The following is a 13,139-nucleotide window of genomic DNA, read 5'->3' on the forward strand; positions in this document are numbered from 1 at the left end:
TATCCCACAGAAAGGAGTGCCAGCAATGAAAAAGAGATATGCCGCACCGAAGGTTGTGGCATCCCAAACCGTACACCCCTGCTGATGAGCAGCTCGTCTGTCATGCCCACTGCGCCGTGGCCCCCCCTGGTCACGGCGTCTTTTTTTCGGACTTGATCTGTACACTGATTTTCAGTATATAGATTTTCACTATGCGACTTTTCACCCCCCTCCATGCAACGCCCCCACTCCCCCGCAGAGGAGCATCCATGTACGAGATCGAGAAAAGCATCGGCTTTCTCCTGGCAAAGGCCTATCAGCGTGCCGGTGCGCTGTTTAAGGAGGAACTGGACCATTTCGGCCTCACTCCGCGCCAGTTCAGCCTGCTCGCCTTTCTCTGGCAACAGGACGAGCTGTCGCAGGTTGAGCTGTCGGAGCGAAGCCAGATAGACCGGACCACCATCTGCGGCCTCATCGATCGCCTGGAAAAACAGGAACTGGTCGAACGGCGACCCAACCCCCATGACCGGCGCTCCTACCTGATCTCCCTGACTCCGCGCGGCAGGGAGCTGGAAGAGCCGCTCTGCGCCGCGGCCGATCGCACACTGGCACGCTTCACCGCAGGTCTTTCGGATCGGGACCAGTCCGACCTGGTCAGACACCTGGAAGTTCTGCGGGGGGAGAGGAGGATCTATGCGACGCTGGATACCTAGCATCATCTGTCTGCTGGCCCTTGTTGTTCCCGCCGTTGTTGCCGCCGCCCCCACGCTCACACTCGGGGAATGCCTGGAGCGCGGCGCCACAAACAACCCGCTGCTCAAGGCAACGCGCCGGGATAAGGGGATTGCAGCCGCAACAGTGCGCCAGTCGGCATCGCCCTTCTATCCCCGACTGGATCTGCAGGGGGGATACACCATGCAACAGGCCCCCCAGGCGGTGGTTATCAACGGCCGCACCGCCGAAACCCAGGAAGCCGACTACGGTTTCGTCAATGCCGCTGTCACCTACACACTCTACGATTTCGGGCGTCGCGATGCACGGCACCAACTGGCCCGCGCCAGTGCCGAAGCCGTGGACTACACCGTCAACGCCCGCGAGCAGGACGTGGCGCTCCAGATCATCGGCAGCTACTTTGGCATCTTGGAGGCCCAGCGGCTGGTCAAGGCCGCCGAGGAGGAGGTCGTCCAGGTCGGCGAGCACAAGAAGATAGCCGACTCACTCTTCCAGCAGGGGATGGTCACCCGCAACGATGTCCTGCAGGCGGATGTCCGGCTGGCCTCTGCCCGGCAGAAGCTCCTCGCCACTCGGAACGGGCGGGAAAACCTCTGGCTGCAGCTCAACTACCTCGTGGGAAACGATGCCGGCTTCCGCGCCGAACTGGACGAGCAGGCCGACCTGGCCCTGCCGGAGGGGACGCCGGTCGACCCGCAGCAGTCGGTGGAAAACCGCCCCGAGCTCCGCAGCCTGCGCAAAAACCTGGCAGCCAGCGAGTTCGAACTGAACGAAAGCAAGAGCGCTTTCTACCCGGAAATCTTCAGCAAGCTCGCCCTTGACTACGTGCAGAACGACAAGGTGAGCGAGCAGACCATCATGTCGGCAACCGTCGGCCTGAAGGTGAACCTGTTCGACGGCTTTGCCACCACTGCCGCCAGGCAGCGGGCAGTGGAATCGCGCGCCAGGGCCGAGGAGACCCTGCGACAGACCGAAGCCCAAGCCCGCCTGGAGCTGACCAGCGCCGGAAACGACGCCAGGGTGGCCCGCCAACGGATCGCCGTCACCGAAACCGCCATCCAGCAGAGCGAGGAAAACCTCCGGATCAACCGTGACCGTTACCAGGCCCGGGTGGGGACCGCCACCGACGTCCTCGATGCCCAGACACTCCTGACCCAGGCAAAGACCGAATATTTCCAGGCTCTGTACGATTTCCAGGTCGCCTCGGCCCGCGTCCGGCGGGCCATGGGCGAACTGTAGAGGAGAACCGATGAGTGACCCGCACCATCCAGATGCTGCACCCGATGTAACACCCGAGCCAAGCCCCGGAACCGGCGAGCCGGTGGCATCGCAGCAGGCCGCGCCACCCAAGCCCCCTGCCTCCGGCAGGATGGCCAAGGCGGCAGTGATCCTGTTGCTGCTCGGCATCGTCTTCGTCAGCCTCGGCATTCACTGGTGGATCAGGCACCAGACCCATATCGAGACCGACAACGCCTTTGTGGAAGCGCACATCCACCCCATTGCCGCACGGATTCCGGGAACCGTGACCAGGGTGCTGGTCAACGACAACCAGCAGGTAAGGAAAGGAGATCTGCTGGTCGAGATCGACCAGGCCGATTACCGTATCCAGGTGGATAAGGCCAATGCCGACGTTGCCGTTGCCAGAAACGAGAGCGACGGCGACAATTCAGAGGTTGGGGTTTCCCGTGCAGCCGTGCAGCAGGCCAGGGCTCAGCTGGATCAGGCCAGGCTCGATCTGGAGCGGGGGAAAAACCTGTTTGCTCGGGAGGTAATCCCCCGCGAGCAGTTGGACCGGCTGGAGACTGCCGGTCGCGTTGCCGCTGCCAGGCTTGCCGAGGCCGAGGACAAACTCCGCAAGGCCCTGGCCATTGCCGGGCCGAGCGACGGCAGGAGCCGGGCCAAGGTGCGCCAGAAAGAGGCCGACCTGGCCGATGCCAGGCTCAAGCTCTCCTATACGCGCATCTACGCCCCGACCGACGGCCACATAACGCGGAAGACCGTGGAGCAGGGGAACATCGTCCAGCCTGGCCAGCCGCTCATGGCCCTGGTCCCCCTGCGCGACGCCTGGGTCGTCGCCAACTACAAGGAGAGCCAGCTGACCTACATCCGACCCGGCCAGCAGGTGGAATTCAGGGTGGACACCTATCCGGGCAAGCGCTTCACCGGCACAGTCGACAGTATCATGGCCGGGACCGGGGCAGCCTTCTCGCTCCTCCCGCCGGAGAACGCCTCGGGCAACTACGTGAAGGTCGTGCAGCGGATCCCCGTGAAGATCGCCATCAACCCTTCCAGCGATCCGGAGCAGGTGTTGCGAGTAGGGATGAGTGTCGTCCCCACCGTACTGGTGGAGCGGAAGGTAGCCGACATCCTGCGGGATCTGCTGCCGTTCTAGACGGAAACGGTTCTTTTCGACCATGACCGACATCGACCAGAAACAGATCAATAAATGGCTGATCACCATCACGGTGATGCTCCCCACCATCATGGAGATCGTGGACACGTCGGTGGCGAACGTGGCGCTTCCCCACATGCAGGGGAGCCTCAACGCCGGCACCGACGAGGTGACCTGGGTCCTCACCTCCTACCTGGTGAGCAATGCCATCGTCCTCCCCATGACCGGCTGGCTGGCGCGGATGTTCGGCCGCAAGCGCTTCCTCATCACCTGCATCACCCTGTTCACCCTGGCTTCGCTTTTGTGCGGGGCAGCTCCCAACCTGGCCATGCTGATATTCTTCCGCATCCTGCAGGGGGCGGCCGGCGGCGCACTCATCCCTATCAGCCAGGCGATCCTGATGGAGACCTTCCCACCCCACCAGCGGGGGATGGCCATGGCGATCTTCGGCATCGGCGCCATGTTCGGCCCCATCGTCGGACCGGCGCTCGGGGGGTGGATCACCGACACCCTTAACTGGCGCTGGATCTTCTATATCAATATCCCCATCGGCGTCTTTGCGGTCATCATGACCACCCTGTTCATCTTCGATCCAGCCTATCTCAAGGAGGGGAAGCAGGGGATGACCATCGACTGGTGGGGCCTCGGCCTGCTGACGGTCGGACTCGGTGCCCTCCAGGTCGTGCTGGACAAGGGGCAGCAAGAGGACTGGCTCAACTCGTCGTTCATCATCGCCTTCAGCATCGTCGCCGCCATCTCGCTCATCGCCCTGATCTTTGTCGAGCTCTCTCATGAGCATCCGATCGTCAACCTCCGGCTGTTCAAGGAGATATCCTTTTCTGCCGGCAATTTCATCATGTTCGTGGTCGGTTTCTGCCTCTACAGCTCCATCATGCTGATCCCGCTCTTCCTGCAGACGCTGATGGGGTATTCGGCAACCGATGCGGGGATGGTCATGGCCCCCGGCGGGGTGGCAACGCTTATCTGCATGCCGTTCGTGGGCGCCATGCTGCAGAAACGGGACGGACGGAAGATCGTTCTGGTGGGGCTCTCCGTGGGGGCGCTTTCCATGTTCATCATGCAGGGGCTGAATCTGGAGGGGAGCTACTGGAGCTACGTCTGGCCCAGGGTGGTGCTGGGGGTCGGCCTGGCCATGATCTTCGTGCCGCTGACCACCGTGACCCTCTCGTCCATACCGAAGACGGAAATGGGAAACGCCACCGGGATGTTCAACCTGTTACGCAACATCGGGGGGAGTGTGGGGATCGCCATGGCCGCAACCATGCTCGGGCGGTTCGGGCAGTTTTACCAGAATTCACTGGCCGGAAACGTGAACCCGTACAACCCGGTCTATCAGATGCGGTCGGCGGAGCTGAAACAGGCCCTGGTCAACCGCGGCATGGAGGCAACAACCGCCGACGCCGCGTCGCAGAAAATGATCTACGGGATACTGCTCCGCCAGGCAGGCGCCATGGCGTATAACCATATCTTCTGGATCATCGGCATCGCCTTCCTGGTGATCATCCCTCTGTTGTTACTGCTCAAGCGGCCGGCCCACCAGACAGGCCCGTAGCCGCCGGCGGGAAACCATCCCTATCTAGCGCAGGGTAAACCAGAAGGTTGCCCCCTCCCCTTCGATCGCTTCGGCCCAGACACTGCCGCCGTGCCGTTCGACGATCCGCTGGACAATGGCCAGGCCGATGCCGGTCCCGGCATATTCCTCCTGACGATGCAGCCTCTGGAAGGGGACAAAGAGCTGATCCGCATAGGCCATGTCGAAGCCAACCCCATTATCGCGGACGTAATGGGCGACCCCGCCCCGTTGCCAGCCGATGCCGAACTCTATCCTGGCGTTACCGGCTCGTAACGTATACTTGTGGGCATTCACCAGGAGATTTTCCAGGCAAATCGACAGAAGCAGGGGATCGCCCGTAGCGAACACATCCGGGGCGATGACGAACTCCACCTGCCTCTCCGGGTGAACATCGAGAAGGGTAGCCGCAACCTGACGGGCCACCCCCGACAGGTTCACCTCCTCGTTCTTGAGTTCGACGCGAGAGAGACGCGAAAGGGTCAGGATCGATTCGATGACCTTCTGCAGTTGCAGGCTGGCAACCTCGATCCGTTCCATGAAGAATTTGGACAGCTCTTCTTTACAGTCGGCGCACTCTTCCCGCAGCGCCTCGCTGAACCCCTGCAACCGCGCCACCGGCGCGCGGAGCTCATGGGAGATGGCATAGCAGAAATCGACCAGTTCCCGGTCGGTCCGCTCATATTCCACGGTCCTCACCGCAACCAGTCGCTCCAGTTCCTCGTTGAGCCGGCGGATCTCCTTCTCGGCCCTTTTCCGTTCCGTAATGTCGTGGGCCACTACCAGGTTCAACCGCTGGCCGCCGAACTTGAGGGGAATCGCTGCCAGTTCCACATCGAAGGGGAGACCGTCGAGACGGAGCAAACGCTGCTCGACCACTGCCGTAACACGTTCGTCCGCAGCAGACCCTTCCCCCTCCCCCAGTGCCCCGTCGCGATACTCAGCAGGGAGCCGAGCCCGAAACGGCGCACCGATCAGCTCGTCCAGCGAGCCGGCCCCGAATTTCTCCACAGCCGCGGGATTCAGGTAGGTAAAGCAGCCATCCTGGTGGATCATCACCATGCTTGGTGCGAGCTCGACCACGGCCCGGAACCGTGACTCGCTGTTCCGGAGTTCCTCGGCCATCCGCCTTTCCAGCGTTACATTCGTGCTGACGACCAGGGCATAGTGAACTCCCCCCAGTTCCAGGGGCATTGCCGCTGACTCGGTGATGACGCTGCCGCCGTCGAGCCTGCGGACAACCATCTCCCGTGGCGGGATAACCTGCCCTTCTTCCACCAGGCGAAAGCATTGCTGCGTATCTCCAAAGCTGTCCGCCTCGACCAGGTCGGCAAGTGACCGCCCGGTCAGCTCCTCGTCGCTTTCGGCACCGAACAGTTTTGTCGCAGGCCTGTTCAGGCTTGCGATGACGCCATCCTTGACCAGCATGACCGCATTGGGAGACACGGCAACCAGTTCCCGGTAGCGGGCTTCATTGTCCTTCTGGATCAGTTCGGCCCGACGGATGGTCCGCAGGGAGTCAAGACTCCGCTCGATCATCAGTTCGGTCCGTTTCGGGCTCAGAAGCTCTTCCGACGGCACATAGTAGACATTGCGCATCGCTTCGTTATCGAGCATCACCAGGGGGTGACAATGGAGCGCCCCCATGAGCAGGTCGGCGTCAAAGCGTCGCCGGTCATACTGGCAGATGGTCGAAACCTGGTTCACCTGCAGGAATTCGTCGAGCCGGGCTTCATATTCGATGAGCGGTGTGACGCTGGAGACCACTTCCAGGATCCAGGACATCTCCGAAGCCACTCGCAGGCTGTTGTACCCTGCGGAAGCCGCCCTGCGGATCTCGCGATCGAGCAGGTCGAGCACCATCTCGGGCTCGAAGTGCTTGCGGGATATCCCCATCCGGTCGCGGGAGATGACAACGAGGGGGTCATTTGTTGCCGTGCCCATCCCTGCCAGCAGAGGATCGAGCTCCTCGCGCAGAGCAGCCATGCTCCCCGGTTCTCCGAGGAAGAGGACCCTTTCGCCGGCCGCAATCCCCTGGCTGATGAACGGGATGATGACCTCAGCACGTTGTTGCTCGTTTTCATAGAGGCAACAGACATGGTCGCCCGATCTCAAGCCGAGGTCGGCATTTATCGAGCATTTGTGGCGCATGGTGCCTCCTGGGAATGGAAGATCCAGCCGGGTAATCCACTACTCTTTCCTTGCCACGACAAAACGGTGAAACCACGATAACACATTAGCACAAGTTCATATAGTCTTTTCTGATTAGTCCCATTCTTTCAAGCACCTGTAACCATTGGCAGTTTTTCCCACCCGGCTCCCGTACACCCTGCCCATCCAACTACCTGATCCTGCGCTAGAATCGACCGATACGGAGAACCTACTATAGTTCGCTGCGTTTCACGCGCTTTGCATCAGCCAAAGAAACCGGGCAGCATATTTTTCTCCAGTCTTTCACCGCAAATAACTGCTTGACAGTAGTGGGAAAACATTAAACAATCGATTTTTTCTGATCGATGATGAGGGGCTGTTCGACGCCGAAACGTGCATTGACCTGATACTTAATGGACTTGCAAGGAGGAACGACTGGTGAAAAATTTCCATGCGGTTTTATTGCTGCCGTTGATCATGGCTGCGCCTGCTGCAGCCCAGGGAGAACCACAGCTCTCCATTACACTCAATGAAGCCATCCGGCAGGTCGTCGAAAAAAACCTGGACGTCAAGGCCGAGCTCTACAATCCGGCCGCAGCCGAGGCAGACCTGCAGAAAAACAGGGGCATCTACGATACCCACCTGACCCTCGACACCAGCTACCAGGATTCCACCAGCGTCCCGACCAGCCCTGCCGCAGCGAACAAGCTCAAGGTGTTCAAGCTCTCCCCCGGCGCCTACCGGCTCTTCCCCACGGGCGGTACGGTTACGGCCGACTTCAACAACACCTATACCGACACCAACTCTTCGTTTGCCAACTACCGGAGCTATTGGCAGTCCGACCTGACCTTTACCCTCTCCCAGCCGCTGCTGAAAAACTTTGGCCGGGAGGCGACCGAGCTCAATATCTCCATCGCCACCTACAGCAAGGAAGGGACCTTCGAGCAGTTCAAGACGGTCCTGACCAATACCGTTGCCCAGGCCCGCACCGCCTATTACGCCCTCTTCAGCGCCCGTGAGTCCCTGGATGCCAAAAAGACCTCCCTGGAACTGGCACGCAAGATCCTGGAAGATACCAAGGGGCGGGTCAAGGCCGGGGTGCTCCCCGCCATGGAGATCCTGAACGCCGAGTACGGGGTTGCCCTGCGGGAAAAGGAGCTGATCGACGCCGAACGGGCCGTCAAGGACCAGGAGGATGCCCTGCGGCTTTTAATGCAGCTCAAGGGGAACACCGAAATTGTCCCCGTAGAAGCGCCCCCCACTGAGAAATTCCAGGCCTCGGAAACAGATGAGATCACGAGCGCCCTCATCAACAGAAACGACCTGCGACAGGCGCAGGTAAACCTGAGATCGGCGGAGATGCAGGCAAAGGTCGCCCGGCACCAGACCCTGCCCGATCTGTCGCTCAATACCAGCGTGGCAGTGACCGGGCTCGGCGAAAACTACGGCCGCAACATGGAGCGGGTCGGCTCCACCGACTACCCGGTCTGGTTCGTCGGGCTGCAGCTCGACTATCCCCTGGGGAATTCGACGGCGGAAAACGATTACATCAGGAAAAAGATCGCTGCCGAGCAGAGCCGGACCCAGCTCCAGAGCCTTGAGGAATCGATTGCCAAGGATGTGCGCAGCGCGCTGCGAGGCATTGAGACCAGCTACAAGCAGCTCGACGTGACGAGCCGCCAGCGTTCCTACGCGGAAGAAGTCCTGCAGGCCTTCCAGAAGAAGCAACAAGTGGGACTTGCCACCACCAAGGATGTCCTGGACGAGTTGAACAACCTGGTGGCGGCCAAGAACGACCAGATCAATGCCCGGGTCAACTATGCCAACGCCATCACCCAGCTCTGGCAGGTCACCGGCCAGCTCCTGGACAAGCAGGGGGTCAGGCTGACCGGCACCGAGGCAGAGGACGTCTACCGGAAGAGCAGGGAGAATAACTGACATGCCCGAGTTCCGCTGGGAGTTCGGCGGCGTTCCCCGGCAGATCTGCCGCTGGGGGGGTACTGCCATAGCCGTTGCAACGCTTGTCGCCTGCGGGGCCAAGAAGGAAAAACCGGCGCCGCGGCCGCCGGTTCCGATCAGGGCAACCGTTGCCCTGCAGAAAACCGTGCCGGTGCAGATACGGGGCATCGGCAACGTGGAAGCCTACAACACCGTCTCCATCAAGGCACAGGTAAGCGGCGTTGTGGCAAAGGTCCACTTCCGCGAGGGGCAGGATGTCGGAAAAGGGGACCTCCTCTTCACCATCGACCAGCGCCCCTTCGAGGCATCCCTGAAACAGGCGGAGGCAACCCTGGCAAAGGACCGGGCACAGCTCCGCAACGCCCAGGAACAGGTCAGACGTTACGGCACCCTGCTCAAGGACGGCATCGTCACCCCGGAACAGTACGACCAGCTGCAGACCACTGCCGAGGCGCTCGAAGCGACCATCGCTGCCGACCGAGCCGCAGTGGACAATGCCAGGATCCAGCTCGGCTACTGCTTCATCCGCTCTCCCATTGCCGGCCGCACCGGCAATCTGTCCGTCGACGTGGGGAATCTGGTCAAGGCCAATGACCTGCCGATCCTGGTGACCATCAACCAGGTCTCCCCCATATACGCCACCTTCACCATCCCCGAACGGGACATGGTCGAACTCCGCAGGCATCTCCGGGGAGGCCTCAAGGTAGAGGCATTCGTCACCGGCGACGATGCTGCCGGCGAATCGGGCACCGTTTCATTCCTCGACAATGCCGTGGATACCGCAACCGGGACGATCAAGGTCAAGGGGACCTTTGCAAATGGGCGCCACCGCCTCTGGCCCGGTCAGTTCGTCACGGTCGTGATCACCCTGACCAACCTGCCGAATGCCGTTGTCGTGCCCTCCCAGGCGGTACAGACCGGCCAGCAGGGGCAGTTCCTGTTTATCGTGAAACCCGACCAGACCGTGGAGATGCGTCCCGTCACCGTCGGCCCGACCATAGGCAGCGAAACCGTGATTGCCACCGGGGTGAAGCCGGGCGACAAGGTTGTAACGGACGGCCAGGTTCGCCTCACCCCCGGCGCAAAGGTCGTCGAAGCCGAAAAACCGGGGCCGGCAGCAGGCAACGCGACGCAGAACCCGACTGTCCCCGCCGGGCAGAACCAGGTCCCCACCCGGTGAACCTGTCCGAACTGTTCATTAAACGGCCGATCATGACCAGTCTGGTCATGATCGCGGTCATGATCTTCGGCCTCTTCGCCTACCGTCTCCTGCCGGTCAACGACCTGCCGAACGTCGACTATCCGACGATCCAGGTCACCTCCAACCTGCCGGGAGCCAATCCGGAAACCATGGCCAGCGCCGTGGCCACCCCTCTGGAACGGCAGTTCTCTACCATTGCCGGCCTCGATTCCATGACCTCCACCAACGGCCAGGGGATCTCCATCATCACCCTCAAGTTCACCCTGGAGAAAAATATCGATGCCGCTGCCCAGGACGTCCAGGCGGCGATCTCCAAGGCGGCCCGCCAGCTCCCCCAGGACATGCCGAATCCACCTTCCTACCAGAAGGTCAACCCGGCCGACCAGCCGGTCATCTACCTCGCCCTCAGCTCGCCGACGCTCCCCCTGTCCGAGGTGAACGAATACGCCGACACCGTCATCTCGCCGCGCATCTCCATGATCAACGGGGTTGCGCAGGTGCTGGTCTACGGTTCGCAGAAATTCGCCGTCAGGGTCGAGCTCGATCCGCGGGCCCTGGCGACCAGGAAGATCGGCATCGACGAGGTGGCAAACGCTCTGGCGCGCTGGAACGTCAACATCCCCACCGGCATCCTCGACGGCAAGACCCAATCGTTCACCATCCAGGCGACCGGACAGCTTTACAACGCCGCAGCCTACCGCCCGATGATCGTTGCCTACCGCGATGGGGCACCGGTCAGGCTGCAGGACGTGGGGACCGTCCTGGACAGCGTGGAAAACGACAAGATCGCGGCCTGGTACAACACAAAGGACACCTCGACCCGGGCCATCGTGCTTGCCATCCAGCGCCAGCCCGGCACCAACACCATCGAGGTCGTGGACCGGATCAAGGCCCAGATCCCCAGTTTCAGGAACCAGATCCCGGCATCAGTGGATATCAACGTCCTGTTCGACCGCTCCACCATGATCCGGGAGTCGGTCGCCGACGTGAAATTCACCCTGCTGCTCACCATCTGCCTGGTAATCATGGTGATCTTCCTCTTCCTGCGCAACCTGTCGGCCACGGTCATCCCGAGCCTGGCGCTGCCGCTTTCCATCATCGGCACCTTTGCCGCCATGTACGCCCTCGGCTTCTCGGTGAACAACATCACACTGATGGCCCTGACCCTCTCGGTCGGCTTCGTGGTGGACGACGCCATTGTCATGCTGGAAAACATCGTCCGGCACATGGAGCATGGGGAAAAGCCGCTGGAGGCCGCCTTTCGCGGCTCGCGCGAGATCGGTTTCACCATCCTCTCCATGACCATCTCCCTGGTGGCGGTCTTCATCCCGGTACTTTTCATGGCCGGCATGCTCGGCCGGATGCTGCACGAGTTCGCCGTCACCATCACCGTGGCCATCCTGATCTCCGGACTGGTCTCACTGACCCTCACCCCCATGCTCTGCAGCCGTTTCCTCAAACCGGCCAACGAAGCGTCCCATGGCCGACTCTACAACGTCATGGAGCGATTCTTCAACGGCATGCTCCGTCTCTATGAACGCTCCCTGGCCAGGGTACTCAGGTACCGTCGCACCACCATAGTCGGCACCCTGCTGATGACCGGACTGACCATCTGGCTTTTCACGAGGATGCCGATGGGGCTGTTGCCCGCCGACGACATCGGCGGCATCTTCGCGTTTACCGAAGGGGCACAGGGAGTCTCCTTCGAGGAGATGAAACGGAACCAGATGGAACTGGTGAAGATCGTCCAGAAGGAGCCGAACGTGGAGGCATTCATGTCGGCCGTTGGCGCCAGCGGCTCCCGGGTCGGCTCCAACAGCGGCTTCATGTTCATCAAACTGAAACCCCGCCATGAACGGAAACTGAATGCCGATCAGATCATCCAGCGGCTCAGGCCCAAGGTAATGGGGGTTCCCGGCATCATGATGTTCATGCAGAACCCGCCACCGATCCGCCTGGAAGCAACTCTCGCTAAGGCACAGTACCAGTTCGTCCTGCAGAGCCCCGACAGCGAAGATCTCTACCGGAACGCCACCGCATTCGAGCAGAAGGTGCGGGCCTTACCGATGATCCAGGATGTGACCAGCGACCTCCAGATCAAGAACCCCCAGGTAAACATGGAGATCGACCGGAATCGCGCGGCAAGCCTGGGCATCACCTCGCAGCAGATCGAGGACGCCCTCTACTACGCCTATGGCAGCCGGCAGGTCTCCACCATCTATTCCCCCTCCAACCAGTACCGGGTCATCCTGGAGTTACAGCAGCAGTATCAGCGGGACCCGGCATCGCTCGGGCTGCTCTATGTCCGGTCCGACAGCGGGCAACTGGTGCCGCTGGCCTCGCTGGGAACCCTGAAACCGGGTCTCGGGCCGCTGTCGGTGAACCATCTCGGGCAGATCACCTCAGTGACCGTCTCCTTCAACCTCAAGCCGGGGGTTCCCCTGGGCGATGCGGTGAATGCGATCCAGAAGGAGGCACGCACCCTTCCCGCCTCCATCACCACCGGCTTCCAGGGAACCGCCCAGGTCTATCAGGCATCGACCAAAGGGCTCGCCCTGCTCCTCGTCCTCTCCATCGTGGTGATCTACATCGTCCTCGGCATCCTCTACGAGAGCTACATCCACCCGCTGACCATACTCTCGGGCCTCCCTTCAGCCGGCTTCGGGGCGCTGGTCACCCTGCTCATCTTCGGCAAGGACTTAAACCTCTATTCCTTTGTCGGGATCATCATGCTGATCGGCATCGTCAAGAAAAACGCCATCATGATGATCGATTTTGCCCTGGAGGCGGAGCGCAACGACGGGAAAAGCCCGATGGACGCCATCTACCAGGGTGCCATCGTCCGTTTCCGTCCCATCATGATGACCACCATGGCGGCACTCATGGGAACCCTTCCCATCGCGCTGGGCATCGGCGCCGGCGCTGAATCGCGCCGCCCCCTGGGGCTCGCCGTCGTCGGCGGGCTCCTGGTCTCCCAGCTCCTCACCCTCTACATCACGCCGGTGGTCTACTACTACTTCGACCGGGTGCAGAAGATGGCCCGCGAGGCCATTGCCCGCAAGCGGCGCCGGCAGATGAAGACTGGCACCTGACACCCGATACCGGCCTCCTCCCGGACACTATGGTATACTGGT

At 61.4% G+C, this 13,139-nt stretch carries 8 protein-coding genes; 7 read left to right on the top strand and 1 reads right to left on the bottom strand.

The features are described 5' to 3' along the window. The first annotated feature begins 248 nt into the window (after positions 1-248). The 4 genes from GJT30_13510 to GJT30_13525 are packed head-to-tail and all read left to right on the top strand — an operon-like array spanning position 249 to position 4,676. A complete protein-coding gene (locus tag GJT30_13510) occupies positions 249-692 on the top strand; it encodes a MarR family transcriptional regulator (GenBank protein MSM40626.1) in 444 nt (147 codons plus the stop codon). Further along, complete coding sequence (locus tag GJT30_13515) at positions 673-1,950, top strand: TolC family protein (GenBank protein MSM40627.1); 1,278 nt, start codon at positions 673-675, stop codon at positions 1,948-1,950. Before GJT30_13510 ends, GJT30_13515 begins: the two co-directional genes overlap by 20 nt. A 10-nt stretch (positions 1,951-1,960) precedes the next feature. Continuing rightward, a complete protein-coding gene (locus tag GJT30_13520; protein MSM40628.1) occupies positions 1,961-3,103 on the top strand; it encodes an HlyD family efflux transporter periplasmic adaptor subunit in 1,143 nt (380 codons plus the stop codon). Between the two features lie 22 nt (positions 3,104-3,125). Then, positions 3,126-4,676, top strand: coding sequence for a DHA2 family efflux MFS transporter permease subunit (locus GJT30_13525; protein MSM40629.1), 1,551 nt, complete (start codon positions 3,126-3,128; stop codon positions 4,674-4,676). 24 nt (positions 4,677-4,700) lie between these two features. Here GJT30_13525 and GJT30_13530 read toward each other — a convergent pair whose 3' ends face one another. Continuing rightward, positions 4,701-6,845 carry a PAS domain S-box protein gene (locus GJT30_13530; protein MSM40630.1) on the bottom strand — a complete coding sequence of 715 codons (2,145 nt, stop codon included), beginning with the start codon at positions 6,843-6,845 and terminating at the stop codon, positions 4,701-4,703. 477 nt (positions 6,846-7,322) lie between these two features. On the opposite strand from GJT30_13530, the gene GJT30_13535 reads away from it, so the two are divergent. Genes GJT30_13535 through GJT30_13545 form a run of 3 tightly spaced genes read left to right on the top strand, consistent with a single transcriptional unit; the run spans position 7,323 to position 13,097 of the window. Beyond that, on the top strand, positions 7,323-8,783 hold the full coding sequence (locus GJT30_13535) for a TolC family protein (protein ID MSM40631.1): 1,461 nt from the start codon (positions 7,323-7,325) through the stop codon (positions 8,781-8,783). 1 nt (position 8,784) lies between these two features. Further along, positions 8,785-9,984, top strand: coding sequence for an efflux RND transporter periplasmic adaptor subunit (locus GJT30_13540; GenBank protein ID MSM40632.1), 1,200 nt, complete (start codon positions 8,785-8,787; stop codon positions 9,982-9,984). Then, positions 9,981-13,097 carry an MMPL family transporter gene (locus tag GJT30_13545; protein ID MSM40633.1) on the top strand — a complete coding sequence of 1,039 codons (3,117 nt, stop codon included), beginning with the start codon at positions 9,981-9,983 and terminating at the stop codon, positions 13,095-13,097. Before GJT30_13540 ends, GJT30_13545 begins: the two co-directional genes overlap by 4 nt. Positions 13,098-13,139 lie beyond the last annotated feature (42 nt).

It is taken from the genome of Geobacter sp. (assembly GCA_009684525.1).
Lineage (GTDB): Bacteria > Desulfobacterota > Desulfuromonadia > Geobacterales > DSM-12255 > Geoanaerobacter.